The 24,161-nt window shown below is 43.0% G+C and carries 31 protein-coding genes; 18 read left to right on the top strand and 13 right to left on the bottom strand.

Features of this window, described 5'->3' with window-relative positions:
- The first annotated feature begins 26 nt into the window (after nucleotides 1–26).
- On the top strand, nucleotides 27–3,569 hold the full coding sequence (gene metH, locus AB0756_RS25865) for a methionine synthase (protein WP_038082278.1): 3,543 nt from the start codon (nucleotides 27–29) through the stop codon (nucleotides 3,567–3,569).
- A 394-nt stretch (nucleotides 3,570–3,963) separates the two neighbouring features.
- Here the strand turns inward: metH and AB0756_RS25860 are convergent, their stop codons facing one another.
- The 3 genes from AB0756_RS25860 to AB0756_RS25850 are packed head-to-tail and all read right to left on the bottom strand — an operon-like array spanning nucleotide 3,964 to nucleotide 5,198.
- A complete protein-coding gene (locus tag AB0756_RS25860) occupies nucleotides 3,964–4,218 on the bottom strand; it encodes a type II toxin-antitoxin system HicA family toxin (RefSeq protein ID WP_237265972.1) in 255 nt (84 codons plus the stop codon).
- A gap of 5 nt (nucleotides 4,219–4,223) precedes the next feature.
- Nucleotides 4,224–4,427, bottom strand: a complete 204-nt coding sequence (locus AB0756_RS25855) for a type II toxin-antitoxin system HicB family antitoxin (RefSeq protein WP_038082276.1) — start codon at nucleotides 4,425–4,427, stop codon at nucleotides 4,224–4,226.
- Nucleotides 4,428–4,466: 39 nt separating this feature from the next.
- Complete coding sequence (locus AB0756_RS25850; RefSeq protein ID WP_038082275.1) at nucleotides 4,467–5,198, bottom strand: Uma2 family endonuclease; 732 nt, start codon at nucleotides 5,196–5,198, stop codon at nucleotides 4,467–4,469.
- A gap of 284 nt (nucleotides 5,199–5,482) precedes the next feature.
- Here AB0756_RS25850 and AB0756_RS25845 point away from each other — a divergent pair, with 284 nt between their 5' ends.
- Entirely contained in the window at nucleotides 5,483–7,891 is a 2,409-nt protein-coding gene (locus AB0756_RS25845) for a hypothetical protein (RefSeq protein ID WP_038082274.1), read from the top strand.
- A 259-nt stretch (nucleotides 7,892–8,150) separates the two neighbouring features.
- The gene (gene psaI, locus AB0756_RS25840; RefSeq protein WP_072040824.1) at nucleotides 8,151–8,264 is read left to right on the top strand and encodes a photosystem I reaction center subunit VIII; all 114 of its coding nucleotides are present in this window, start codon (nucleotides 8,151–8,153) and stop codon (nucleotides 8,262–8,264) included.
- Nucleotides 8,265–8,355: 91 nt separating this feature from the next.
- On the opposite strand, the gene AB0756_RS25835 is transcribed toward psaI, so the two are convergent.
- The 6 genes from AB0756_RS25835 to AB0756_RS25810 all read right to left on the bottom strand — a co-directional run bounded on the left by AB0756_RS25835 (nucleotide 8,356) and on the right by AB0756_RS25810 (nucleotide 10,613).
- On the bottom strand, nucleotides 8,356–8,475 hold the full coding sequence (locus AB0756_RS25835) for a photosystem II reaction center protein J (protein WP_015209608.1): 120 nt from the start codon (nucleotides 8,473–8,475) through the stop codon (nucleotides 8,356–8,358).
- A 74-nt stretch (nucleotides 8,476–8,549) separates the two neighbouring features.
- Entirely contained in the window at nucleotides 8,550–8,669 is a 120-nt protein-coding gene (locus tag AB0756_RS25830) for a photosystem II reaction center protein L (RefSeq protein WP_072040825.1), read from the bottom strand.
- 9 nt (nucleotides 8,670–8,678) lie between these two features.
- On the bottom strand, nucleotides 8,679–8,816 hold the full coding sequence (psbF, locus tag AB0756_RS25825; protein ID WP_038082272.1) for a cytochrome b559 subunit beta: 138 nt from the start codon (nucleotides 8,814–8,816) through the stop codon (nucleotides 8,679–8,681).
- Nucleotides 8,817–8,825: 9 nt separating this feature from the next.
- Nucleotides 8,826–9,077 (bottom strand): cytochrome b559 subunit alpha, encoded by a 252-nt coding sequence (gene psbE, locus AB0756_RS25820; protein ID WP_038082271.1) that lies wholly within the window; start codon nucleotides 9,075–9,077, stop codon nucleotides 8,826–8,828.
- Between the two features lie 103 nt (nucleotides 9,078–9,180).
- Entirely contained in the window at nucleotides 9,181–10,200 is a 1,020-nt protein-coding gene (locus AB0756_RS25815) for a photosynthesis system II assembly factor Ycf48 (RefSeq protein WP_038082270.1), read from the bottom strand.
- A 77-nt stretch (nucleotides 10,201–10,277) separates the two neighbouring features.
- Nucleotides 10,278–10,613 carry a rubredoxin gene (locus tag AB0756_RS25810; protein ID WP_038082266.1) on the bottom strand — a complete coding sequence of 112 codons (336 nt, stop codon included), beginning with the start codon at nucleotides 10,611–10,613 and terminating at the stop codon, nucleotides 10,278–10,280.
- A 320-nt stretch (nucleotides 10,614–10,933) separates the two neighbouring features.
- Between AB0756_RS25810 and ndhC the strand changes: the two genes are divergently transcribed.
- From ndhC to AB0756_RS25785, 5 genes are all read left to right on the top strand, one after another.
- Nucleotides 10,934–11,296 (top strand): photosynthetic/respiratory NAD(P)H-quinone oxidoreductase subunit C, encoded by a 363-nt coding sequence (ndhC, locus tag AB0756_RS25805; RefSeq protein ID WP_038082265.1) that lies wholly within the window; start codon nucleotides 10,934–10,936, stop codon nucleotides 11,294–11,296.
- On the top strand, nucleotides 11,287–12,021 hold the full coding sequence (locus AB0756_RS25800) for an NADH dehydrogenase subunit K (protein WP_038082264.1): 735 nt from the start codon (nucleotides 11,287–11,289) through the stop codon (nucleotides 12,019–12,021). Before ndhC ends, AB0756_RS25800 begins: the two co-directional genes overlap by 10 nt.
- Nucleotides 12,014–12,541 (top strand): NAD(P)H-quinone oxidoreductase subunit J, encoded by a 528-nt coding sequence (locus AB0756_RS25795; protein WP_038082261.1) that lies wholly within the window; start codon nucleotides 12,014–12,016, stop codon nucleotides 12,539–12,541. The genes AB0756_RS25800 and AB0756_RS25795 overlap by 8 nt, the downstream gene beginning before the upstream one ends.
- A gap of 171 nt (nucleotides 12,542–12,712) precedes the next feature.
- A complete protein-coding gene (locus AB0756_RS25790; RefSeq protein ID WP_038082260.1) occupies nucleotides 12,713–12,979 on the top strand; it encodes a hypothetical protein in 267 nt (88 codons plus the stop codon).
- A gap of 148 nt (nucleotides 12,980–13,127) precedes the next feature.
- Complete coding sequence (locus AB0756_RS25785) at nucleotides 13,128–14,843, top strand: pentapeptide repeat-containing protein (protein WP_038082259.1); 1,716 nt, start codon at nucleotides 13,128–13,130, stop codon at nucleotides 14,841–14,843.
- A 148-nt stretch (nucleotides 14,844–14,991) separates the two neighbouring features.
- Here the strand turns inward: AB0756_RS25785 and AB0756_RS25780 are convergent, their stop codons facing one another.
- Nucleotides 14,992–15,462 carry a pentapeptide repeat-containing protein gene (locus AB0756_RS25780; RefSeq protein ID WP_050046648.1) on the bottom strand — a complete coding sequence of 157 codons (471 nt, stop codon included), beginning with the start codon at nucleotides 15,460–15,462 and terminating at the stop codon, nucleotides 14,992–14,994.
- Between the two features lie 111 nt (nucleotides 15,463–15,573).
- On the opposite strand from AB0756_RS25780, the gene AB0756_RS25775 reads away from it, so the two are divergent.
- The 9 genes from AB0756_RS25775 to AB0756_RS25735 all read left to right on the top strand — a co-directional run bounded on the left by AB0756_RS25775 (nucleotide 15,574) and on the right by AB0756_RS25735 (nucleotide 20,643).
- A complete protein-coding gene (locus AB0756_RS25775; protein WP_153021430.1) occupies nucleotides 15,574–15,720 on the top strand; it encodes a hypothetical protein in 147 nt (48 codons plus the stop codon).
- 254 nt (nucleotides 15,721–15,974) lie between these two features.
- Nucleotides 15,975–16,193 carry a gas vesicle structural protein GvpA gene (gene gvpA, locus AB0756_RS25770; protein ID WP_038082255.1) on the top strand — a complete coding sequence of 73 codons (219 nt, stop codon included), beginning with the start codon at nucleotides 15,975–15,977 and terminating at the stop codon, nucleotides 16,191–16,193.
- A 154-nt stretch (nucleotides 16,194–16,347) separates the two neighbouring features.
- Nucleotides 16,348–16,824, top strand: coding sequence for a gas vesicle protein GvpC (gene gvpC / locus AB0756_RS25765; protein ID WP_050046649.1), 477 nt, complete (start codon nucleotides 16,348–16,350; stop codon nucleotides 16,822–16,824).
- A gap of 2 nt (nucleotides 16,825–16,826) precedes the next feature.
- The gene (gene gvpN, locus AB0756_RS25760) at nucleotides 16,827–17,753 is read left to right on the top strand and encodes a gas vesicle protein GvpN (protein WP_038082315.1); all 927 of its coding nucleotides are present in this window, start codon (nucleotides 16,827–16,829) and stop codon (nucleotides 17,751–17,753) included.
- Nucleotides 17,750–17,938 (top strand): hypothetical protein, encoded by a 189-nt coding sequence (locus tag AB0756_RS25755; protein WP_050046650.1) that lies wholly within the window; start codon nucleotides 17,750–17,752, stop codon nucleotides 17,936–17,938. The genes gvpN and AB0756_RS25755 overlap by 4 nt, the downstream gene beginning before the upstream one ends.
- 106 nt (nucleotides 17,939–18,044) lie before the next feature.
- Nucleotides 18,045–18,317, top strand: a complete 273-nt coding sequence (locus tag AB0756_RS25750) for a hypothetical protein (protein WP_038082252.1) — start codon at nucleotides 18,045–18,047, stop codon at nucleotides 18,315–18,317.
- Between the two features lie 15 nt (nucleotides 18,318–18,332).
- Entirely contained in the window at nucleotides 18,333–19,565 is a 1,233-nt protein-coding gene (locus tag AB0756_RS25745; RefSeq protein WP_038082251.1) for a vWA domain-containing protein, read from the top strand.
- A 95-nt stretch (nucleotides 19,566–19,660) separates the two neighbouring features.
- Nucleotides 19,661–20,062, top strand: a complete 402-nt coding sequence (locus AB0756_RS25740; protein ID WP_038082249.1) for an FHA domain-containing protein — start codon at nucleotides 19,661–19,663, stop codon at nucleotides 20,060–20,062.
- Nucleotides 20,063–20,166: 104 nt separating this feature from the next.
- The gene (locus tag AB0756_RS25735; RefSeq protein WP_038082248.1) at nucleotides 20,167–20,643 is read left to right on the top strand and encodes a GNAT family N-acetyltransferase; all 477 of its coding nucleotides are present in this window, start codon (nucleotides 20,167–20,169) and stop codon (nucleotides 20,641–20,643) included.
- Here the strand turns inward: AB0756_RS25735 and AB0756_RS25730 are convergent.
- Together AB0756_RS25730 and AB0756_RS25725 are read right to left on the bottom strand one after the other, a co-directional pair.
- Complete coding sequence (locus tag AB0756_RS25730) at nucleotides 20,640–21,422, bottom strand: alkaline phosphatase family protein (RefSeq protein ID WP_082051876.1); 783 nt, start codon at nucleotides 21,420–21,422, stop codon at nucleotides 20,640–20,642. The two genes, AB0756_RS25735 and AB0756_RS25730, sit on opposite strands and share 4 nt — an antisense overlap.
- A gap of 202 nt (nucleotides 21,423–21,624) precedes the next feature.
- On the bottom strand, nucleotides 21,625–22,188 hold the full coding sequence (locus AB0756_RS25725; RefSeq protein ID WP_038082247.1) for a Uma2 family endonuclease: 564 nt from the start codon (nucleotides 22,186–22,188) through the stop codon (nucleotides 21,625–21,627).
- Between the two features lie 266 nt (nucleotides 22,189–22,454).
- On the opposite strand from AB0756_RS25725, the gene AB0756_RS25720 reads away from it, so the two are divergent.
- A complete protein-coding gene (locus AB0756_RS25720; protein WP_038082246.1) occupies nucleotides 22,455–23,084 on the top strand; it encodes a Uma2 family endonuclease in 630 nt (209 codons plus the stop codon).
- Between the two features lie 472 nt (nucleotides 23,085–23,556).
- Here AB0756_RS25720 and AB0756_RS25715 read toward each other — a convergent pair whose 3' ends face one another.
- Nucleotides 23,557–24,144: a hypothetical protein gene (locus AB0756_RS25715; RefSeq protein ID WP_038082245.1), complete on the bottom strand. Its 588-nt coding sequence runs from the start codon at nucleotides 24,142–24,144 to the stop codon at nucleotides 23,557–23,559.
- Nucleotides 24,145–24,161: the final 17 nt, after the last annotated feature.

Genomic DNA, 24,161 nt, shown 5'->3' with positions numbered 1-24,161 from the left:
ACTATCCTAAATTTCTCTGATGAAATATGACTTATCCCTTCCTGGAACGCTTGCATAGCTCCAATCGCCCAGTTCTCGTCTTTGACGGTGCAATGGGAACTAACTTGCAAAGCCAAAATCTCACTGCAGAGGACTTCGGTGGTGCTGAGTATGAAGGTTGTAACGAGTACCTCGTATTTACAAAACCGGAAGCCGTTGCAAAAGTTCATCGTGATTTTCTTGCAGCTGGTGCGGATGTCATTGAGACGGATACCTTTGGCGGTACTTCTATTGTTTTGGCAGAATATGACTTGGCAGACAAGGCTTATGAACTGAGCAAAGCAGCTGCGGAACTAGCCAAGAGTGTGGCGGCTGAATTTTCTACCCCTGAAAAACCCCGCTTTGTCGCAGGTTCCATCGGACCAACTACCAAACTGCCAACTTTAGGGCATATTGATTTTGATACCATGAAAGCTGCTTTTGCCGAACAAGCGGAAGGGCTTTTTGATGGTGGAGTCGATCTGTTTATCGTTGAAACTTGCCAAGACGTACTGCAAATTAAAGCGGCGCTGAATGGTATTGAGGAAGTCTTTGCAAAGAAAGGCGATCGCCGTCCGTTGATGGTGTCGGTGACAATGGAATCCATGGGTACGATGCTCGTAGGGACGGAAATCAACGCCGTACTGACAATTTTAGAACCCTACCCAATTGATATTCTCGGTCTTAACTGTGCAACAGGACCGGACTTGATGAAACCGCATATCAAGTACCTTTCCGAGCATTCACCATTTATTGTTTCCTGTATTCCGAATGCTGGTTTGCCAGAGAACGTAGGCGGTCAAGCCTACTACCGTTTAACGCCTGTGGAATTACGGATGGCTTTGATGAACTTTGTTGAAGATTTGGGTGTCCAAGTGATAGGGGGTTGCTGTGGGACACGTCCGGAACACATTCAACAATTAGCAGAAATAGCCAAAGATTTAAAGCCAAAGCTCAGACATCCTGAGTTAGAAGCAGCAGCAGCGTCAATTTACAGCACTCAAAACTACACTCAAGATAATTCCTTCTTGATTGTTGGGGAACGACTCAACGCCAGTGGTTCTAAAAAATGCCGCGAATTACTGAATGCGGAAGATTGGGATGGCTTGGTTTCCATGGCAAAAGCTCAAGTCAAAGAAGGCGCACACATCCTTGATGTTAACGTTGATTATGTGGGGCGCGATGGCGTGCGTGATATGCACGAGCTGGTATCGCGATTGGTTAATAATGTGACACTGCCATTGATGCTGGATTCCACCGAATGGGAAAAGATGGAAGCAGGGTTAAAAGTGGCTGGTGGTAAATGTTTGTTGAATTCTACCAACTATGAAGATGGAGAACCCCGTTTTCTCAAGGTGTTGGAACTGGCGAAGAAATATGGTGCGGGTGTTGTTATCGGTACAATTGATGAAGAGGGGATGGCGCGAACAGCCGAGAAAAAGTTTGCGATCGCCCAACGTGCCTACCGCCAAGCTGTGGAATATGGAATTGACGCACGGGAAATCTTTTTTGATACTCTGGCTCTCCCTATTTCCACGGGTATCGAAGAAGACCGTGAAAACGGCAAAGCGACTATTGAAGCGATTCGCCGCATCCGTCAGGAATTGCCTGGAAGTCACGTTCTTTTGGGAGTATCCAATATTTCCTTTGGTTTAAATCCTGCTGCACGAGTTGTGTTGAACTCAATGTTTCTACACGAGGCGATGGCAGCTGGAATGGATGCAGCGATCGTCAGTGCTAGTAAAATTTTACCTCTCGCAAAAATTGAGGAACCCCATCAAGAAATTTGCCGCAAGTTGATTTACGATGAGCGGACTTTTGAGGGGAATGTTTGTACTTACGATCCTTTAGCAGAACTCACAACACTGTTTGAAGGAGTCACAACAAAACGTGCCAAAGGTGTTGATGAAAGTCTACCGGTTGAAGAACGTCTCAAGCGCCATATTATTGATGGCGAACGTATTGGTTTGGAGAAAAACCTGGCAAAGGCTTTAGAAAATTATCCTCCTTTAGATATTATCAACACCATCTTGCTAGATGGCATGAAAGTGGTAGGCGATTTGTTTGCTTCCGGACAAATGCAGTTACCCTTTGTGTTGCAGTCTGCTGAAACCATGAAAGCGGCGGTTGCTTATCTCGAACCTCTCATGGAAAAGTCAGAATCTGGTAATAATGCTAAGGGTACGTTTATCATTGCAACAGTGAAAGGAGATGTTCACGACATTGGTAAAAACTTAGTGGATATCATCTTGTCCAATAACGGTTACAAGGTGATTAACTTGGGAATTAAGCAGCCGGTGGAAAACATCATTGAAGCATACGAGAAGCACAAAGCTGATTGTATTGCCATGAGTGGTTTGTTGGTGAAATCCACTGCCTTTATGAAAGAAAACTTGGAGATTTTCAACGAAAAAGGAATTACAGTTCCTGTTATTTTGGGTGGTGCAGCGCTGACACCTAAGTTTGTCTATGAAGATTGCCAGAATACTTATAAAGGTCGAGTCGTTTATGGCAAAGACGCATTTTCTGACTTGAATTTCATGGATAAATTAATGCCAGCAAAATCTGGTGGGTGTTGGGACGATCTCCATGGATTTTTGGGTGAATTTGCTGAAAATGAAGTGTCAGGAAATGGTCGCAAACATTCAGGAGAGAAAGCAGTTAAAGAAAAAGCACCTGCTGAACCACAAGAAGTTGATACCAGACGTTCTGAAGCAGTGGCGGTGGATATCAAACGTCCGACTCCGCCTTTCTGGGGAACAAAGATTCTTCAGCCGGAGGACATTTCTTTGGAGGAAGTGTTCTGGTATTTAGATTTACAGGCGTTAATTGCTGGACAATGGCAGTTCCGCAAACCCAAGGAGCAATCTAAGGAGGAGTACCAAGCTTTCTTGGATGAGAAGGTTTATCCAATTTTGGAGGAGTGGAAGCAGCGAGTTGTTCGGGAAAACCTACTGCATCCGCAGGTGGTTTACGGGTATTTTCCTTGTCAGGCTGGGGGGAATAGTTTGTATCTTTATGATACGAACCGCAAAGACGCGAAGGACGCTAAGGTAATAGCTCAGTTTGAGTTTCCAAGACAGAAGTCTGGGAGAAGATTGTGTATTGCAGATTTCTTTGCACCGAAAGAGTCGGGAGCGATCGACGTGTTCCCAATGCAGGCGGTGACTGTTGGGCATGTTGCTACTGAGTTTGCTCAAAAGTTATTTGCTAGCAATCGATACACGGATTACCTGTATTTCCACGGTTTAGCCGTGCAAGTTGCCGAGGCGCTTGCTGAATGGTCTCACGCTCGCATTCGTCGCGAATTGGGCTTTGGGGCTGAGGAACCGGATAACATTCGGGAGATTTTGGCACAGCGCTATCAAGGTTCGCGGTATAGTTTTGGGTATCCGGCTTGTCCGAATATTCAGGATCAGTACAAGCAACTGGAGTTGTTGGGGTGCGATCGCATTAACTTGTATATGGATGAAAGCGAACAGCTTTATCCGGAACAGTCTACAACGGCGATTATTACCTATCACCCTGTAGCTAAATACTTTAGCGCTTAATCGCTTTTTCCCTTTTCCGCATACCGGGAGGCTGCGGTGTACACACAAGTTTGTCATAACTTATAAATCAAGGTATGAGACTTGTTCTTACCCCACTAGCCCTCCCCTTATTAACACCTTAAAAAGGAGAGGGAACCGGAAATTTAGTAATCTAGTTTCCCCCCTTTCCAAGGGCAGGGCTGTTTCATTTTCCAAAGGAAAAACCTAAAACTCTGATTTCTCCGTTCTTTGCCTGGGGCAGTTCACAAACTGTAAACAGTACTTTGAGGTTTCCAGATTTTATCTACAAAGAATGAAACAGCCCTGCTTTCCAAGGGGGGATTAAGGGGGGTAAAGAACTACTTATGCGTACATTGCAGATACGGGGAGGGGGAAATTACTAAACCGGAGATTACTACTCTGACTCCTTACGATCTTCTTGTTCATCAAGTGTTTCATCTACGGGTTTTTCTTGTGATAAACCTTCCAATAAACCAGCAGTTTTTAATAAATGTCTAAGTAAGCCTACCTTTAAACCTTTATTACCATGAATTGGTACAGAAATTCGAGAAGCAATCCCTGGTTTACCGTATATATGATGACTACCTTGAACCCGTAATAGTATCCAACCGTTGCGTTCTAAGAGCTTTGTCAACTCCTTGCCAGACATTGAATTCATACGGCAATTTCGATCACTTTCGATTTATCGGTTATCTGTACTGCATCAATATCAACAGATAAACAACCTTCTATCGCTTCATATAAATTTTCTAGCAATTCTTCAAATGTGTCTCCTTGAGTTGCACAACCGGGAATAGCTGGAACTTCAGCCCAATATCCACCTTCTTCTGCTTCATGAATAATAACTTTTAGTTTCATTTTTTGTTTCTCCGGCTTGATTCATATAACGCATATATTTTAAATTGTATCCGGGTCAACGCCCATCTCTCTTAGCCGTTCTGCCAATCGAGTTGCTCGTTGCTGTTCTCGCTCAGCTCGTTGTCGTTCTCGCTCGCTTAACTCTTTTCCTGTTGGAATGACATCTCCCTTGACATCGCACCACCGCAGCCACAGCCCTGGTTGTTCTTCAAACGTACCCGTCCATAAAGTTAAACCTATCCCGACTGTTTCTAGCCAGAAAGGTGATTCTAGTTCTACATATTTTCCTGCTGTCAGCGCATATACTCGCAATAATGCGCCGTTCATTTGCTCGGCTTCTTGAATCTGTTGCAGGGGGTCAAACACTGCATAATATGGAATTCCAACCCGAGCGTAATCTTCTTTCTTCGCCCCCAATTCTTTGCCTTTGCGGTTGGAAACTATTTCGATCGCCACTTCCGGTGCTTTGCCAAACTCCCAAACAAAATAACTGCGATTCTGCTTTTGACTCCAATCTGCTGGCATTTGCACGTTCAAACTGATAAACGCATCTGGTACGAGTGGATCTTGCTTGCGTGAGTAGAATAGTCCCACGTTTGCGGCTGCTATGAAAGGAGTTGTCAGCACTGGGTTACTGTAGAGTGGCTCTACTAGCAGCCGTTGTTGCTTTTCACTTTGAAAGTTATCCACCGGTTTGTCATCTTCGATTTCCAATTGGCTAATGTCGGGGATAGCAATTTCCTCTGCATCTAGAAGCTGCTGTTCGGACATAAGTTATGATTCTAACCCAAAGTGATGACATCCCTTATATTGTAAGCTCAAATTATCAATATCTGCTGTTATTGACTTACGTAGCTCAGTCCTAATATGGGAGTGGTTAGGTGTAGAAGATATGCGTGGACGTGTTGACTTTATTTAAATTGCTGTTACCTTACAGAAATCTTGCAAATACTTGGATAAAAAAACAACACTTTTGGTGGTGCATTAAGCTAAACTGTCAGCAAGCTCTTGCAAGTCATACCTAAGGCGGCTTTATAGTTCCTGCATCAGTCACAATGGAAAACTGGCAATTTCTCATTCAGCAACAAGGCGATCGCTCGTGGCGTCCGTTGGAATCACCCAGCGAGGAAATTCTCGAGGGGCGATACAGAATTGTCGCTCGCTCGAACCGTACCAACATGGATGTGGAGGTACGGATCGCTCATACCTCGACTTTAGAAATGCCACCCAAGCGGCGCATCCAAAGGCGATCGCGGCGCATAAATTCTGATGGTTTGATGGCTGTGATTCCTTTTACCTACCTTAAGCCTGGAATTTGGGAGATGCGTTGTTCGAGCGATTTGATGTCAGATGTTCTCGGTACATCTTGGCAACAGGATCTGCGGTTGCAAGTTCTTCCTAAAGTCACACTTGGACAAGCAGGACAAGACAGTAAGGAAGTCCTTGCTGCTGACAGCGAGAGCGAACAAGAAGAAGATATTCAGCCTGTTAACCCGGTATGGCTCAAAGGAGACACGGCAGAGCAAATTTTAAATAATTTGATTGAATTAGCTTTACCAGATTCGGAAGCAGTTCTTGAGGGAGAAGAAACTGCTGAAGATTCTCTAACATCTGTACTCGAATGTCCCCTTTCTCTGACTTTGGATAGGGAAATTTACACTGTATCTTGGGGGCAAACTCTGACAGTTAATGGATATGTCAAGTTAAAAGAATCAACTCATTATGAAAGAATTTATAGTGGGGAAATTAGAATAGAATTATATTCTCCACAAGGTTCTGAATTAATCAGAAGAGTGCGTCAATCTTTACCAGAAAAGTTATTACCCTTTGATATTAGATGCTCTGTTGAAATTCCCATTGAATGTGCATCTAAGCTGATTTTAGCAGAAATGAGTTTGTATGGCACTATCTCGCTTGATAGCAATACTCTATTGTTAGCCAGAGAGTCCTTTACAATTACAGCAGATGTGGCAGATTTGTTAGCAATTAGCGCTGCATCTTATAAGGAACCAGACACTGTAGAAGAGACTCAAGAACTAGAAGTGCTGGCTGCGTCTGAAACTAAAAAGTCAAATGCATCTATAGGTTTGGAATTTTTTAATCTCGTTAAAACAGGGAAAATATCTGACACTAGTGCTGTCAAACCCATTCCTCAAAAGACGCTACCACCTAAAGTTAACAAGGATTCTAACCGTCGATCCGTACCTCAATTGCCCAGAATCGCTTCGCTGCAAAATAAGACGCTCGCTCCTGGTTTATCTAGTTCAGATGATATTGGTTACGTAAGAACTCGAAGCACGGCTTTGCCATATTTAAGACGAATAAAAGTGTTTATCGATGACGGGCAAAAAATTGAGAGTAAATCTTTAGAGTTATTTAATTTTCAACCACCTGTTAACAATCAACACGCCATCGCTGAAACTATCAATGAAGATTCCGCTCAATTAGAAGGAGAAAACACGCAAATTCAAAATGAGCCTCTCGAACAAAATATCTCTCAACCTAGTGAGCAAGAGATACAAGCTCAATCTGAATCTCCAGAGCAAGATTCATCGCCATTGGTAGAAGAAGAAATCGAATTTCAAAAGCGATCGCTCATTGAAATTTTTCCGGCATCCAGTTCTGAATTAATAGTCACAGACGATCCTCACACATCTCCCCTTATTAAAAAGTGGATGCAAAGTCAAGGGTATAGTCTACCTGAACCAATTAATTTAAGCGACCAAGACTATTATGATATCGATACCGTCCCTATCTCGGTAGAAGAAGAAAAGGAGACGCGGGGACAGGAGGACTCCGAGCAGCCACAAAAGGAAGTACAGCCACAGGGATACCAAGATGCGGAAGAGAATATAGTTGTACGGGAAAAAACGGGAACAGACGTTGTAGCAGTCGCTGATGAAATATCTGTAAAACCAACGGATAACGCAGTCGTTACCACTACCCAATACAGCAAAGCACGCTTAACCTCGATAGCACGAGAAATCGTAGTAGATGATAATTTTGATGAGTCATTAGCTGATAGTTCAACATCACAGCAAGATGAACAAACCGCATCAGATTTACCTATCCTCTTACCTGTGGTATCGGCGATCGCAGAATCTCTACCTGTTCCCCAAATACACTTACCAAAAGGCGAACTGATTTCTGGGAAATCTGTCATGTTACGCGTGCGGCTCGCCGAACGACGCCCTGAATTAGCTGTAAAATTCTGGGTAGAAGATTGCCAAACTCGCCAGTTAATAGACGGTCCCCGTTGGTTGATAAATTTCCTACCTCTGATTTCAGGAGGTATGGAAGAACTCATTCATATCAACGTTCCTTATGGGTGTCTGGAAATTCGCTTAGAAGCGATCGCGGTAGACATGGCTACCAAACAAGAGAGTGACAAAGTTTCCATACAAAGAACTGTTGTTCCTCCAGACTTACCAAATGTTCATCCGGATGAGCTTTTAGGAATTTGAAGAACTCGGGAGCGCAAGGTACTGTACCTCTACCAGAGGGCTTTTGCGATCGTTCCGAGGTGAAGCCTGAGAATGCATACTGCGGGGCTACAGACTCCACTTCAGGAGACGGAACCTCCATGCGATCGCTCCCAAGAACCGCTTGGGAAGGAAGGAGGCTGAGGCTAAATTTGTTAAAAATCTTTAGAGTTCAAAAAAATGGGGCAGAATTTGCAGTAAGCTCCTAAATGAATTGTTGCTTAATTTAAAAGGATTCTGTATGTACTCAGCTTCATTCTTACCTTCCATCCTTGTACCCCTGACAGGTTTGGTAATTCCTGGTATCGTATCGGCGTTTATGTTGCTTTACATTGAACGTGACGATATCGGTTAAGTAGCAAATAGTAAGTGGTTAGTCGTTAGGAGTTATTGGTAAAAATAAACCACCAACTACTAGCGACTAACCACTAACCATTAACTATGACTTAAATAGAAGAACCGAGACCAGCGTATGCGCCGTAGAAGAAAATACCTACAACAGTAATTACGCCTAACCCTGCGATTGTAGCTACAACCCAGAGGGGAATTCTACCACTTCCAGACACTGCTTTTTCCTCCCTTAACAAATACACAACACAATTTCAGACATCCAGCGCTCCACGGATAACCGTTGTTCCAGTTAGTTAAAGAAGTAACTGGAAAACAGAATCCCCAGAACAAAGACGAGTAGTAGTCCTAAATACAATGAAGTCCGGTTCAACTCAACCGGCTGATTGTTGGGATTGGTATTTCTATCCATGATTTACTCCTAGCGTTGAATAAACTGCATTGCAGCAATGGCACCTAAAAAGAAGACGGTTGGCACTGCTAGGGTGTGAACGGCAAGCCATCTAACTGTAAAAATGGGATAGGTAATCGGTTGATTGATGTTATTTCCGCTTGTCATAATTTAAAACTACTTTGTGTTACTAAATTGCTGTACCTGTTGTTTTGCATCAAAACGGTTATTCACAATTGGCAACTCTTGCCGTACTTGTGTGTAGTACTCGTTAGGACGGGGTGTTCCGAAAACGTCATATGCCAAGCCCGTGCTGACAAATAACCAACCTGCAACAAAAAGTGCGGGAATGGTGATGCTGTGGATTACCCAGTAACGAATGCTAGTAATGATGTCCGAAAATGGACGTTCCCCAGTAGTGCCTGACATTTATATCCCTACCTTCAAAAAGATTGCTAATGAGATCATTATCCTACAAAGTTAAGAAAGAGTTACACACTGTAACCTCTTTCTCAGAAAACAGGAGAAATACCTAGGCTGCTTCAGACTTGGCAGTACTTGCAACACTGGAATTATATTTTAGTAAAACACCGCGATCGCCGATCGCAAAACCTTGTTTCGGATTGAAAAAAACAATTTTGTAGAGATTTGCGGGGATTGTTTCAACATCGCGGTCTTTTTCCCAAGTTTTGCCACCGTCAGGGCTACGCATTAAATTACCGCTACCGCCACCCAGCCAAATTTCGTCGCTGTCGCGATAAGCCAAATCCAGCAAGCCCCAGCTTGTGGATAGTTCTGGGAATTTAGCATCTTGCCACTTTTCTGGGTCTGCTGGGTCACTAAACTGAATTTGACCGCCCCGTGCTAGCATCCACAGTTGGCCATCGCTCGTGAATCCCATGTTTTCCACGCGTCGAGAACTATTGCGGTTGTGAGGAACCCAAGCAGTTTGCCCTGGTTCCCAAGTGGAGTAGAAGTTCCCCTTAGCAGAAACAGCAACGTATTTCCCATCAGGAGAGCGTTTCATGTTACGAACAACCCCAACAGCTTGCTCTACCTGAGCTTTCCAATTCAGCCCTGCATCAGTAGTTTTGTATATAGCTCCTACATCCGTTGCCATTTCAGCAGAGTACTGTCCTAAGGCGACAATCTTAATGGGGTTACCCGGTAGCTTTTCATTAAGAGGAATGCGCGACCAGGAATGACCTGCATCAGTGGTATGGAGTAATAAAGAAGGCTCTCCTGCTATCCATCCCTCCTTGTCGGAGAAACTAACAGTGTTAAAACGATATCGTTGGTCTTCCAATTGTAATTCTATCGGTTGCCAAGTGGAACCACCATCTTTAGTTTCTAACAGAGTTGCATTGCTACCTACCAAAAAACCGTGTTGGGGGTCGCTAAAGGCAATATCGAGGAGTTTTGCCTCTGTTGGCACGGAAACCACTTCCCACGGGTTGTAAGCAGTTGAAGGAACCTTACTACATCCCACGCACGCGAGGATAACTGCAAATAAAGCTAATAAACGCTGCCAAGATTTTGCAATTGAAAACATTTGTATTTGTCAGTTTCTAATCTAAATTTGTTTACCTAATTCTGTCAAAATGCAGACCTCGGCGAAGAAGAGCATTTTTACTTTAAGCCATAAAGACTCATAAACAACAAGAAAGCAATAGCCAATGCACCAAAAATCAGCAAGTTTTTCTGTCCTGGAGTCAAGGTATTGACACCCAAGCCATACTTAAGATTTTCTTGGAAGCCCGATGCAGTACCTGCAGGACCGATGTTGGTAAAAGCAACTTTCTTGGCACTACAAACCGGACACTTCCAGCTGTTGGGTAATTCAGCAAAGGACGTACCGGGGGCAATATCGTGCTTGTCGTCACCTTTCTGGGGTTCGTAAACGTAGCCGCAGGCGCGGCATTCGTATCTGTCTAACTCAGTGTTGGCAACAGCTTGTTCGCTCATGGCTCTGGCATTAGTGAAAAGGAAATATTAAACATATGTTAAAAATTATGACACAAGTGCCAGCTCAAGTATAAAGGATAAAGTTATGAAGTATAAAGTGAAAGCTTTACGGTACACAATAAAGTGTAATTTTATACTCTAAAAGGGAGTATAACCTTTTATCGCGCTCCTTCATCGTTCCTTAAGAATTTTCTATATTAAGCCAATACGAATCAAATCATCGCAAGTTCTGCTGATTGGGCATTTAAGAAAATCAATATAGATATAATGTGAAATAAGGTTAACAGACTTAATTGCACCTAAAGCGGTAGAAAATTATTGTGTTTGTCCTCAGCGGTTACGAGTACCTCCTAGGCTTCCTCATTATCTGTAGCCTAGTGCCTGCCTTGGCTCTATCAGCGTCTAAGCTCCTGCGACCGAGCGGTCGCAACCCAGAACGGCGCACCACCTATGAATCTGGTATGGAACCCATCGGTGGAGCCTGGATTCAGTTCAACATCCGCTACTACATGTTTGCTCTTGTCTTCGTCGTTTTTGACGTAGAAACTGTGTTTTTATACCCTTGGGCAGTAGCTTTCAATCGCCTCGGGCTGTTGGCATTTATTGAAGCCCTCATTTTTATAGCAATTCTTGTAGTTGCCCTAGTTTACGCATGGCGTAAAGGAGCTTTGGAATGGTCTTAGATACAAATATAGAGCAGCAGCAGAAAGAGCGCATCCTCAACCCGATTGAGCGTCCTACAGTCACCCAAGATTTGTCAGAAAATGTTATTCTGACTACTGTTGACGACCTTTACGATTGGGTAAGGCTTTCAAGCTTGTGGCCTTTGCTATTTGGCACTGCTTGCTGCTTCATTGAATTTGCAGCTCTCATTGGTTCCCGATTTGACTTTGACCGCTTTGGTTTGATTCCCCGTTCGAGTCCCCGCCAAGCTGACCTAATTATTACAGCAGGCACAATCACTATGAAGATGGCACCCCAGTTGGTACGTCTTTACGAACAAATGCCAGAACCCAAGTACGTGATTGCCATGGGCGCTTGTACGATTACTGGCGGGATGTTCAGTGTGGACTCTCCCTCTGCAGTACGTGGAGTTGATAAACTAATTCCGGTAGACGTTTACTTACCCGGTTGTCCGCCACGTCCGGAAGCAATTATTGACGCGATTATCAAATTGCGGAAGAAAATAGCGGATGATTCCATGCAAGAGCGGAATCGCACCAAGCAAAAGCACCGCTATTACAGCACAACTCACAAACTCAACCCAACCGAGCAAATTCATACGGGTCAGTACTTGCTTTCTGATACCCGTGTTGCACCACCGAAGGAATTATCAGAAGCGATCGGTCTCCCAGTACCACCTGCGCTCCTGACAGAAAAAGCGAAGGAGGAAACAAACCGTGGCTGAAGAAGAATCAAAACCAGTACCAGCTGGCGAACAGTCACTGGTAAAAGCAGGTAAAGTGTCCCAGTGGTTGGCAGAAAATGAATTCGCTCATGAGTCATTAGAAGCAGACCACAATGGTATAGAGGTCATTAAGGTAGAGCCAGATTTTTTACTGCCCCTCTGTACTGCTCTGTACGCTTACGGATTCAACTACCTTCAATGTCAGTGTGGCATTGACTTGGGACCGGGGCAACAGTTAGTCAGTATGTATCATTTGGTTAAAGTCAGTGATAATGCCGATCGCCCGGAAGAAGTCAGACTGAAGGTATTTTTGCCTAGAGAAAATCCCAGAGTCCCTTCAGTTTACTGGATTTGGAAGACAGCAGACTGGCAAGAACGCGAATCTTTTGATATGTACGGCATTGTTTATGAAGGACACCCCAACCTCAAGCGGCTTTTGATGCCAGAAGATTGGGTTGGTTGGCCTTTACGTAAGGATTACGTCTCACCCGACTTCTACGAATTACAGGACGCTTATTAAACAGCGACTAGTGACGATAGTGTGTCACCCTCGTTCCCAGGCTGAGCCTGGGAATTCTTTTTTTTAGTGACCGTTGACCGCAGTCTCACCCTCGTTTCTACGCCAACCCAAGAATACCTTTCTTGGAAGTTCCTCCTCCTGTACTTATGCCATTACAAATTATTTAAGACCATGAATCTTGAAGAAATACTAAAACGTTACGCAGCTGGAGAACGAGATTTTTCTAAATACAGTCCATTAAAATGGATAGTAAGCAATCTTAGTGATGTTAATTTAAGTGGTATTTATAGACATTATGGTAGCTTTGAATCCGGAAGAATAAATTATGTTAATTTTGCAGAATCAATATTAAATAACGGGTCATTTATTGAAGAAGGCAGAAGTACGAAGGCAGAGGGCAGAAGGTTCCATTTAGAAGGGGATTCAGACCCCTCCTAAATGGTAGCGACTGAACGGAGTTCAGTCGGGGTCTTAAACCCTTGTTCCCTTTGGTCACTCGCAGAGAGCGGAGCCAGTATTCCCTTCTGCCTCCTGCCTCCTGCCCTCTGCCTTTCTTGATAATATTAATGTAGATCGAGTTAACTTCATGAATGCTGTACTAGTAAGTTCTCGTTGGAATAGCTGTGAAGTAACAGATTCTAATTTTTGTGGAGTTAATCTTCATAAGGCTGAAGTTGCTAATACTCAAATCAATAATGTGAATCTAAGCTATGCAAATTTAAGCCATGCTCTGTTCTACAGAACATATATTGAAGCTACTGATTTTAGCAATAGTAATCTGAGTAATACCAAACTATATATTAGTATTAATAACAGCAATTTTACTAACGCTAATCTTACTAATGTCGCTATCGTTGGATTTCAAAATTCAAATCTTCAATATGCTCAACTGAGGCATGCTCGCATTGAATCTTTTACAGGTACAAACTTAACGGGTGCCGATCTAAGCCATGCAGATTTAACACTCACAGATTTCAAAGATACTATTTTAACCCACGTTAACCTTCAAGGAGCAAATTGCGATCGCACTAACTTTAGAGGATTAGATTTAAGTACTGTTAATTTAACCAATACAAGTCTTAAGGGATTACTGTATGACTTGAAAACCAAGTTTCCTCCCAATACAAGTTTGGAAGACGCCTACTTAATTTGTGCTGGTACTATTCTCAATGAACAAAATTTAGTTCGTACTAATTTACAGGATGCTGTTTTGTGTTACTCTGAGTTGATAAATATCAAATTAGCATATGCTAATTTAATAAAGGCTAATTTGAAAGGCGCTATCTTAAATGGTGCAAATTTAAAATATGCTAATCTTAAAAATGCAAACCTTAATTACGTAAATCTAAAAAATGCTAATTTAGAACGCACCAATTTAGTTAATGCCAATTTACAAGGAGCAATTTTAGAAAATACAAATCTGCGTTTTTGTGACTTACGAGGTGCCAATTTAAAAGATACCAATCTAACTGGTACTTCTTTAAAGGAAATTATTTATAATAATCAAAGTGTATTTCCTAATGGAATCAATTTAAATGAAGCTTATTTTAGTAGAAAAAATACAAATTATTTAGCTCAATTAAATAGTCCTGTTATCAAAGATAAATCTCCTCTTATAGAAGCATTAAAAAGAATCCAATTTGAAGGTGAATTTTATCCGGGGTTGACAAGAGAAGAAATTGATGAAATAACCAAGGATTTACCATTCACATTTCCGGAAGAACTATATGAATTGTATGAATGGCATAATGGAATGAAAGAACCAAGAGGATGGGATCAATGTTTTGTGAGTAGTAAAGAATTTATTCGTTTGCAAGAAGCCATACAATATACAGAAGCTCTAGCAACATCAGAATACCGTAGTGAATACATAAAACCAAATTGGTTTTATGCTTTTGCAGAAGGCACAGATAACTCTTACGCCTATGTTCTAGTTTTGGGTGAAGAAGTGGCAACTGTACTGGATTTTTGTCCTGACTCTTATTCAGTTTCCGTCGCTTATTCTAGCATTACTCAAATGATGCTAGCAAAAGCTTTTGGACAACAAGTGGACTTTAGTGGGGCTAATTTAGCTGGTGTGGACTTGAGTGGATTCAATTTGCGCTGCTCAAAGCTAAGCCTTACCAATCTCTCAGGAGCGAATTTGAGTCATACAAATTTAGAAGAAGCCGATTTAAGAGGCGCTTGTCTTCACAATGCAAATTTTAAGGGCTCTATCATAAAAAATGCAGATTTCACTGATGTGTTTTTTTGTCAAACAATTATGCCTGATGGCAGTATTAGAAACTCAGAATTCGCGTAAAGGGCACGAGATTATATTAAAATTGTTTTATAAATCTCAATATACCCACTTGCTCAGTAATTTATGCACTAGTGGCTCTCCTACAAGGGTTCCTGCCGAGATATATGCATTTTGGGACGCGTTATCAACTTCTATTGCGTTGCTTGACTCATCCTCTTCCAGTCATAACAGTACCATCAGGCATGATGGTATTCTTAAAAAAAGCATCTTTGGCATTAAATCCCCATGAAGCGCCGCTCAAATCAGCATTAGTGAAGTCAGCACCAGCGAAATTGGTAGCACCGAGATTGGTTCCCCTAAGATTGGCACCCTTTAATTGAGCCCCCTCCAACTGAGCTTCCCACAAGTTCGCTCCCTCCAAGTTGACACTCTCTAAATTGGCAAATATCATAAAGGCACGATAGAGATTGGCACCACTTAGGTTTGCATGACTGAGATTGCAAGAACTAAGGTTGATTCGTTTGTTATAGATAATACCTCTCTTCGCTTTAGCTGCCAAATCAATCCCACTCAAATCAACTCCACTCAAATCACTCGCTTCAAAGTCTCTCTCCCCTAAAGCATATCTTGCCAACAATTCTTCAACTTCTAACCTTGGCAAAAATTCTTCGTCTTCCACAGTTCAACTTCCACATTAACCAACACATATAAAGATAACCCACTAAACCTCTTCAACCCCTCCTCCAACATCACCTAACAAATCGCCGAATAAAGGGGTTAAGAAGACTTTATGAATGTTACTCAAAACTCTGTCACTCATACAGCCAATCGATTTGTGTTCCCAAAAAATCACCAGCCATTTTTATTAGCTCGTAGTTTTCACACCATCTCCTGCTTGGGTCACATTCACGCACCTTCAGCTTATCTTCAGCTTTAATAATTAGCAAAGGTATTGTTATAAATGATTGAGAATTATTGCTATACGAGTAAAAAAAATTAACATCAAAATCAAAATTATATAGGTAATAATAGCGAGGAGTCATAAATGTGACTCAAGTTGTTAATGTCTGAAGAAAAACCTGACATTGAATCTGGAAAAACTTATTGCTTGCAAAAACTGAGAAGTCTGTTGCAGGCTCCCTCGACAACGGGTTTTTAAAATTTATCTAAAATTGTGGAGTCATCATAATCATGGCCGTTGAAAAAGTAAACTCATCCTCCAGCCTCGCAGAAGTTATCGATCGCATCCTTGATAAAGGTGTCGTCATCGATTTATGGGCAAGGGTGTCTTTAGTTGGTATTGAACTGCTAGCAGTAGAAGCACGGGTGGTCATTGCATCCGTAGAAACTTATTTGAAGTACGCTGAAGCGGTTGGCTTGACTGCTCAAGCTGCTGTACCAGCTGCCTAAGTTAGGCGACGATCGCCCATTCGATCTAACTTCAGTTAATCTGCCTGTTGCCGAACCGCAGTAGCAGGCCTTTTCAGTATTTAAAAATTGAAAGTGGATAGAGAAAAAATTAATTTCTACTTTTTTTAAGGTATAGCGGGAAGGAGCTTAAGTTGTGTCTCTTAGAGAACAATGGTATGCTGCACGGCAGCAACGCGAACAAGAAGTTCGCCAACGTCAACAAAACGTGCTAGAAACTCGACAGCAAATTCAGGCAGAAATGGCAGCGTTGCATCAGTACCAACGAGCTTGGCTCGAAGAGTTTTGTCAAAACTTAGCAGCAGAAACAGCAGAATTTCTGCACAACGCAACCGCCGAACGCACTGCTATGGCTGCTGTCATGCGCGAGTCGTTAAACAATTTCCATACAACCTTGCAAGCCGAAGTCGCTGCTTTCTTAGAAGCAACGCGAATGCAGCAACAAGAAACTTGGACAGAACAAGCTCAAGAACGAGCCGCTTTTGTCGCTGCTTTGCAAGATTACGTTTGGGGAACAGCACCCTCATTTGGAAGTATCCAATCTGATATTTCACCAGTAAGAGCGAACCCCCTAACTCAAGGGGTCAACTCTAACGATCGCAATTGGAGTTAGTTGTGGCTACAGTTCTCCAAATCAAATCACAAAATTTCATCGAAACGCCAAAAGTCAGCCATCTGACCAAGCGTGCTTTGCGCTACCTGCAAACAGGGTTTTCCGTACATCTACGCGGTCCTGCAGGTACGGGCAAAACCACACTGGCAGTACATCTAGCGAATATGCTAGAACGTCCTATTTTACTAGTGTTTGGGGACGATGAATACAAATCTTCCGATTTAATCGGCAATCAACGAGGCTATAGCCGCAAGAAGGTTGTAGACAACTACATCCATAACGTTGTCAAGATGGAGGATGAATTCCGTGAATCCTGGGTAGATTCCCGCTTAACGACAGCTTGCCGTGAGGGTTTTACCTTAGTCTACGATGAATTCAATCGTTCTCGTCCTGAAGTCAATAACGTCTTGCTTTCGGCATTGGAAGAAAAGCTCCTAGTGTTACCTGCGGCGGCTAACAATCGCCAGGAATATATTCGCGTCCATCCTGAGTTCCGCGCCATATTTACCTCCAATCCAGAGGAGTATTGCGGGGTACACGCTACTCAAGACGCTCTCATGGATCGCTTAGTCACAATAGATATTCCCGAACCAGACGAGACAACCCAACAGGAAATTCTCATCCAAAAAGCAGGGTTGGCTCGTAAGGATGCCCTACTCATCGTCCATTTGGTCAAGTGTTTTCAGCAGCGCACAAAAAATGAAAGGGCTTCAGGTTTGCGGGCTTGTTTAATTGTTGCTAAAGTCTGCAAAAACCAAAATATTCCCGTGCATATCAAGAGTAGTGACTTTCGAGATATCTGTATGGATGTCTTACTTTCTCGTTCTAAACTGCCTGTAAACGAATCAAAGCTAATTCTACAGGATTTGTTTCAAGAACTGCCAACAGCAAGCACAGCCAGTACTAAACGTTCGGAGGTGAAACGGTGATTCTCATTCGTACCATGCGCCAAGTTCGTACAGGTGCAACGATCGCTAGTTTCCGGGCTTGCCAAACTTTAAGCCGTTTGGACTTGTCAGCGAGCGATCGCGCCCGCGCTCATGGTGCTACAGCGAAAATGCTAGCTGGTGAAGCTCGGAGGCAATGGTTGAGCAAGCAATGGAAACGGGTATAGTACTAGAAGACAGGAGGCAGAGGGCAAGCTAAGCTGAAGAAGAATTTCATAAGCTTCTTAACCTTCTGATTCCTTTCCATGACCCTTTACTTTGAGGTCTTTAATCATGGCAGATCTTTCTAATGTTCCTCCGCACTTACTATCTCACGAACACTATCGACAAATGCTGGTGCGGGATGGTGAACGTCGCTTTAAGGAATGGCACACCGAGTATCTCAGATATCAAGGCGAGTTTCTCAAAGATCGACAGCATCGGATTCAGGAACTTGAGAATTTGCGGAAGGATATTCATGCAGACCACAAGCGCCGTTCTCAAGAATCACGCCAAGAGTTTTTACGATATCAAAACAAGTTCTTGAACGAGATGCGGCGTTACTAGATTATTTTGGGTGTTATGTTCAACTTGCAACTTGACTGGGACCGCCCTGCTAAAGTGAGTTCGCAACTCTCAGAACATATTCTGCGAGTTCGGATTTTACCGTCGTCAGGCGATACCCCAAGACAAGCGGCAAACTTACCATTGCAATTGGCAATTGCTCTAGACACTAGTGCATCAATGCAAGGTGAAAAGTGGGAAGGGGCAAAAGCAGCAACTCAGGCGTTAGCGGCTCAGTTACGAGCAAGCGATCGCCTTTCTATTGCTAGCTTTGCAGATTGGGTAACTCCTCTGGTACAAAATCTGCAAAACAGTCAACTTGACCAGCTACAGTCTGTTCTCAAGAAGTTAGTTGCTGAAGGAGTCACCAGGACAGATCTAGCTTTGAGTTGGATTCAGTCTGAATTATCTTCAGATACTGGCAGAGCAAGGGTAGGAATTTTAATTACAGATGGACATCCAACGACCGGACAAGGAGCGGTTTTGGAGGATGCAGCCATTTTGATCGAGCAAGCCAAGAAAATGGCAGAAGATGGCATCAGCTTATGTACGGTAGGATTGGGAAATGCTGCCGATTTTAATTCAGCCTTACTCGTCAGCTTGAGCGATCGCGGACAAGGAACATTCATGTATGCAGATAATCCAACGTTGCTGACGCCCCAACTTCAAGAGCGGTTGCAGGCTGTACAAGCAATTGCAGTGACAGACGCGACTTTGAATTTGAATTTGGCAACCGGAGTTAAGCTGAAAAGATGCTGTCGGTTACGTCCTGATTACCTTCCTTTGACAGAAACCACCTCCCAAGAGATTCACCTACGAAACTTACGAGTAGATACTGCCACAGATGTACTGTTGGCTTTAGAAGTACCTGCATTGAGTGCAAATCAACTACCAGGGAATTACGCGATCGCCCAAGTTCAGTTATCATCTTCCCCCTCTCCTTCTCCTGCTCTTTCACTGCAAGTGACTCCCTCCTATCGAGAAGCACAGCAAGTTAATCAAGAGGTGGATCGCGATCGCCTTTGCTGGGATATCAATCGCTACAGTACCGAACTCACCTTGACACACGATCCTCTGCTTACAGGGGAACTCCTGAGTCAGATTCAGGTAGCGGCTTTAAAATCGGGTCAGACAACAATTGCCAATGAAGCCTCTCAGCAATTGGATAATCTTCACAAAACAGGTAAACTTACCGCACACCAAACCACTGGTTTACTGAGATCGACGCGTCAACTGAATTATGAATTATGAATTATGAATTATATTTTACTTCTTAATCCTTCACCCTTTCTCGTTCATATTTCATCGTTTATCCTTTATCCTTCATCCTTTTTAGGAGGTTCATAATGTTTGCTGGTCTGGGTTGCGATCCTATTCCTGGACTGAGCCAACTGACTCCCGATACGGCTTACCTAGTGGTACGTAATGGTCCAAAAGCTCAGAGTAGTTTTCCACTGAATCGATTGCGATCGCTCATTGGGCGCAATCATCCGCCTCATATCGTTGTTGACATCGATTTGAGCGGCTACGAACCTGACCAGATAATGACTATATCGCGGCATCATGCGATCGTGCAGTGGGTCAATCAAAAACTTCAGATTGTGGATCTTGCCAGTCGTAACGGTACATTTGTTAACGGGCTGCAACTCTTATCCCAAGAAGCGAACCAACCCTCAGCACCCGCCTTACTTACAGTTGGCAGTAAAATTAGGCTTGGTGATTTAGAGTTTGAAGTCACAATGTTTTAACGTAAATTTTGCACTTAGAAATATTGATGTCAAAAATGTGACTAAATGTAAGAGAAGCTAAATCTTCAAGATTAAGTAAAAATAAGCACACACTAAAGTTTACCATGATCCGACCTACAAAACCCGAAGATGCAGAGGCGCTGATTGCTGTAGCCAAGACAATCGGTTTCGAGCCGAACGAGATCGAGGTGCTTCGCAAAATGCTGGCTGACTACCTCGACGGTAACAGCGACAGCGATGCTTTTTGGGTCACCGACGACGATGACGAAGATGGACCAGTGGGAGTCGCTTACTGTGAGCCCGAACGGATGACCGAGCAAACTTGGAACCTACAATTGATAGCCATTCGCTCCGACCACCAGGGAAAAGGAAGAGGTGGGAAACTGATGCGCTACGTTGAAGAAACTTTGAAAGCACGCGGTGGGAGAATGCTACTGGTGGAAACTTTAGCAAGCTTCGATCGCACGCGGGCATTCTACATAAAATGCGGCTACGAGGAAGAGGCTCGCATCCGAGACTTCTACACCGCAGGTGCTGACAAGATTGTGTTTCGTAAAATTTTGAATAAAAACACATTCTAGCTTTTAGCAACTTTTTTGTTTGCAAACAGGGGCGTCATCGGCTTAACTCCTTTAGCTGTATCGCCTGCAAAGTTTAAGTATTCGTAGATGCCAAAAGCGTCCTCTGTAGTTCGTAACAGTGAGTAGTGATTGTAAGGTGTGTTGTCTGCAACACCGCGTGAACCGTGATTGGTAATTACAATTGTGGCAATGTGACCACCGCCAAAGTTAGCTTTACTCCTAGGGTCAAAACCACAGCAACCTTGAATTTCAGCTTTATCACGCGGATTGCTATCTTCATCCCAAGTAATAATAATTGCATTGTTACCAGAAGCAGCCCAGAGCTTGGAACTAGTAATTTTGTTGACAAATTGACCGATCGTTGCATCGCCAGTTTGAATCAGTTGTTTCAGGTTAGAACATTCCTGCAAACCATGCATTTCATGACACTGGTTAAAGATGATGTGGCTGTAGTTGGGAACTTTTCCGCTTTTTAGGTCAGTGGTTAACTGGTCAAGCCCTACTATTTTACTCGACAAATTCGGGTCGTCTTGGACTTTCTTGAAGTTCATAAAACCATTATGCTTGGATGCATACAGCACGCGGTTTAAACTGGGGGCAACAACAGCAACAGAACCAGGCGATGGAATATCTTCAAAGTATCCTTTCCAAGTTAGACCCTTTTGTTCTAGTTGGTCAATTAAGCTTTTAGAAGCGATCGTATGGTTAGCATAGTCTTTTTGATGGGAATTGTGACAAAACTGCTTTTTACCCCCTTTTGTATGGAACCGCAAAGACAAGCCAGTGCTCGACTAGGGTTCCCCGGCTTGAAGCACCTGGCGTCGCAAAGATCACGAAGAGAAGACAAAGAAGCAGAAATAGCCAAAAAATTTCTGAATCACCCATTGCGAAGAGTTAGGGAATGGGCAAAATATGAAATCTTGATTTGCGAACAAGATGCGTGGAATCAGGTTGATGAAGATTACCTGATAGGGTAACTGCTTATTCTAACAACCAAGCAAACAATTCTTTAACTGTCAGTTTTAGCTCACTTGCAAAAGATGGTACGGGCAACAGCGCATCTGGTTCATCAAAAACCTCAGTTTCTTGCTTGGGACGATAAACAAACACCGTTTGCTCTTCCGGATCGATCGACCAACCCATTTGAGTCCCATACTTCAAACAATAAAGAATATTTTTCGTGACTTTTGTCTGGCGTCGATCGGGAGACAAAATTTCAATTGTCCAATCTGGCGGGATGGAAAATGCGTTGGCAACTTCCCCTTTCTTATCACGCGGAATCCTATCCCATACAAAAACTGCAATATCCGGTACAATTGAGCGATCGCCAAAAGTGCAACGTAACTCGGGAAATGCACGAGCCAAACGCTTAGGCTTGACTGCAATATTGATGGTAGGGACAAGCTCTCCTTGAATTAAACTATGTTTCCCTTGTGGCATGGGTTTTTGAATAATTTGACCATCAATGTACTCACTGGCTGGTTTCGTTGCTGGTAAATGTAGAAACTCCTCCAATGTCAGTGTATTGGATGTTGCGTGTACCATATTGGGGTTTGTCTCCAAGACCGTCAGACCAGTTGCAATCCTTATTTTATCTCTTGATTTTATGACTCAGAGGCTTGCCCATCTTTTATGACTTTGTTAGCGAATTCAAACAAGCCATGCTTTTAGACTAGCAAGGTGAGGGTTAGTAGCTTTGGTAACTCTCGGCAGCTAAGTTTATTTTCAAAGGCGTAGACAACCAGCCATCCGTATCTGACGGATGGTTAATCGCTCTCTGTTAAAGTCAAATATATGTGGGAGGTAAACTTATGAGCCAAGCGGTAACTAAACCTGTAACCTACGAAGAATTTATCGAGTGGTTCCCCAACGACGGGAAGCGCTACGAGCTACATAAAGCAGTAATTGTTGAAATGGCACCACCAACTGGGGACCATGAAAAAGTCATCGTATTTTTATCACGCAAGCTAACATTAGAGATTGATCGGCTCAACTTACCTTATGGGATACCTAAAACTACATTTGTTAAAACTCCTGGTGCCGAGTCTACTTACTCTCCAGATATAGTGTTGCTAAATTTAGATAATCTCCCTAACGAACCTCTTTTCCAAAAAGAGTCAACAGTTACTCAAGCAGCATCCGTACCTTTAGTAGTGGAAGTTGTCAGTACCAATTGGCGGGATGATTACTACGATAAGTTTGGGGACTATGAGGAAATGGGCATTCCTGAATACTGGATTGCTGATTATAAAGGGCTAGGGGGTAAAAAATTCATTGGGGACCCTAAACAACCTACTTTCTTAGTATGCCAGCTTGTTGGAGATGAGTACCAAATTACTAAATTTACAGGTAATGACTTGATTGTTTCCCCTACCTTCCCCCAGCTTAACTTTACCGCACAGCAGGTTTTTGATTCGGCTCTACCTAAAAGAGTTAATTAAATTAAATTTTAGCTATTTCTGCTAACAAACTTCAATGTAACAGTACAGACAGTCAGTGGAGTTGCTTTTCACTCTCGTCGTGTCGCATCTAAACCTAACTTGGCAACAACCTCACTCACAGTGGAATGAGCAAGGCGCAAAGATGCAAAGAAGTCTGCCGAGGTTTTAATTAAGTAGATCCTGAATTACGAATAAGTCGCGATCGCTCCTTGCCGAATTTCCCCTGTTACTGAAGACACTCATGGGAGTCACCGTCTGCCCAAGTTCCTGCGTGTCTGAGGATGGAACGACCAGAAGCTGGACGGTAAGGTTGCGTATCTTTTTTTTCTGCTACTCGCTTGGTTTTAAAAAGCGTAGAAAATCAAGAGTTTCTTGTAAGAGAGACTCTGGAGAGGATTCAATTTCTTGGAGCCGGAGTTCTTTAATAGTCATCGTTTGTGAGAAATTTATAACTGACATCGCATTATGACTATCATAGCTGCCAACATCGTACAACAAGAATAAGACAGCGATCTCCAACAAACAGATATGGAGCAAAACCACAATTGGAGTTATTATCATCTTCCATCTTGTAAAAGAGAACCTCCTCGCCTAAGTAAGGTTGCACGGACTTCAACCACATATCAAGTATCTCTTCTTCTGACTCATCAGGACGAAATGTATCTTGTATCCAAATTGCAAAGTCAAGTGGATCGAGCACCTCAGCGGCTGCTTGCATATCTTCCTCAGTCCACCATTCGGGTAATTCGTAATAAGGATACTCATGAGGATAAATATTTCGGATAAGTGAGCAGAAATCAATAATTTCGATTTCTGTAGTTTCTTCGTTCGAGTCAAAGGGTATATAGTCGTGAGGCTTTGTAAAAACTCGAATATCCACCACTCCATGATTCCAGTCTTTTCTAGGAGCTAGTAGTAAATCCAGAGTGTTCTGCATGACTGCATCAAAACCAAAGTTTGGAATTATATAGGTGTAGCCAATTTGAACAGCCTCATTTTCGTATGCCTTGGCAGCTTCACCATGTTGCTGAATTAGTTTTTCCAATTCTTGTGGAGACATATTCTCAATCTCTCCCA

The sequence above is a fragment of the Tolypothrix campylonemoides VB511288_2 genome (assembly GCF_045999855.1).
Lineage (GTDB): Bacteria > Cyanobacteriota > Cyanobacteriia > Cyanobacteriales > Nostocaceae > Scytonema > Scytonema bouteillei_A.
This window is presented reverse-complemented; position numbering and strand designations above follow the sequence as displayed.

Excerpts from the sequence above, each read along its gene's own strand:
- metH (WP_038082278.1), top strand. The coding sequence starts at position 27 with ATGACTTATCCCTTCCTGGAACGCTTGCATAGCTCCAATCGCCCAGTT.
- AB0756_RS25860 (WP_237265972.1), bottom strand. The coding sequence starts at position 4,218 with ATGTCTGGCAAGGAGTTGACAAAGCTCTTAGAACGCAACGGTTGGATA.
- AB0756_RS25855 (WP_038082276.1), bottom strand. The coding sequence starts at position 4,427 with ATGAAACTAAAAGTTATTATTCATGAAGCAGAAGAAGGTGGATATTGG.
- AB0756_RS25850 (WP_038082275.1), bottom strand. The coding sequence starts at position 5,198 with ATGTCCGAACAGCAGCTTCTAGATGCAGAGGAAATTGCTATCCCCGAC.
- AB0756_RS25845 (WP_038082274.1), top strand. The coding sequence starts at position 5,483 with ATGGAAAACTGGCAATTTCTCATTCAGCAACAAGGCGATCGCTCGTGG.
- psaI (WP_072040824.1), top strand. The coding sequence starts at position 8,151 with ATGTACTCAGCTTCATTCTTACCTTCCATCCTTGTACCCCTGACAGGT.
- AB0756_RS25830 (WP_072040825.1), bottom strand. The coding sequence starts at position 8,669 with ATGGATAGAAATACCAATCCCAACAATCAGCCGGTTGAGTTGAACCGG.
- psbF (WP_038082272.1), bottom strand. The coding sequence starts at position 8,816 with ATGACAAGCGGAAATAACATCAATCAACCGATTACCTATCCCATTTTT.
- psbE (WP_038082271.1), bottom strand. The coding sequence starts at position 9,077 with ATGTCAGGCACTACTGGGGAACGTCCATTTTCGGACATCATTACTAGC.
- AB0756_RS25815 (WP_038082270.1), bottom strand. The coding sequence starts at position 10,200 with ATGTTTTCAATTGCAAAATCTTGGCAGCGTTTATTAGCTTTATTTGCA.
- AB0756_RS25810 (WP_038082266.1), bottom strand. The coding sequence starts at position 10,613 with ATGAGCGAACAAGCTGTTGCCAACACTGAGTTAGACAGATACGAATGC.
- AB0756_RS25800 (WP_038082264.1), top strand. The coding sequence starts at position 11,287 with ATGGTCTTAGATACAAATATAGAGCAGCAGCAGAAAGAGCGCATCCTC.
- AB0756_RS25790 (WP_038082260.1), top strand. The coding sequence starts at position 12,713 with ATGAATCTTGAAGAAATACTAAAACGTTACGCAGCTGGAGAACGAGAT.
- AB0756_RS25785 (WP_038082259.1), top strand. The coding sequence starts at position 13,128 with ATGAATGCTGTACTAGTAAGTTCTCGTTGGAATAGCTGTGAAGTAACA.
- AB0756_RS25775 (WP_153021430.1), top strand. The coding sequence starts at position 15,574 with ATGAATGTTACTCAAAACTCTGTCACTCATACAGCCAATCGATTTGTG.
- gvpA (WP_038082255.1), top strand. The coding sequence starts at position 15,975 with ATGGCCGTTGAAAAAGTAAACTCATCCTCCAGCCTCGCAGAAGTTATC.
- AB0756_RS25750 (WP_038082252.1), top strand. The coding sequence starts at position 18,045 with ATGGCAGATCTTTCTAATGTTCCTCCGCACTTACTATCTCACGAACAC.
- AB0756_RS25745 (WP_038082251.1), top strand. The coding sequence starts at position 18,333 with ATGTTCAACTTGCAACTTGACTGGGACCGCCCTGCTAAAGTGAGTTCG.
- AB0756_RS25740 (WP_038082249.1), top strand. The coding sequence starts at position 19,661 with ATGTTTGCTGGTCTGGGTTGCGATCCTATTCCTGGACTGAGCCAACTG.
- AB0756_RS25735 (WP_038082248.1), top strand. The coding sequence starts at position 20,167 with ATGATCCGACCTACAAAACCCGAAGATGCAGAGGCGCTGATTGCTGTA.
- AB0756_RS25725 (WP_038082247.1), bottom strand. The coding sequence starts at position 22,188 with ATGGTACACGCAACATCCAATACACTGACATTGGAGGAGTTTCTACAT.
- AB0756_RS25720 (WP_038082246.1), top strand. The coding sequence starts at position 22,455 with ATGAGCCAAGCGGTAACTAAACCTGTAACCTACGAAGAATTTATCGAG.
- AB0756_RS25715 (WP_038082245.1), bottom strand. The coding sequence starts at position 24,144 with ATGTCTCCACAAGAATTGGAAAAACTAATTCAGCAACATGGTGAAGCT.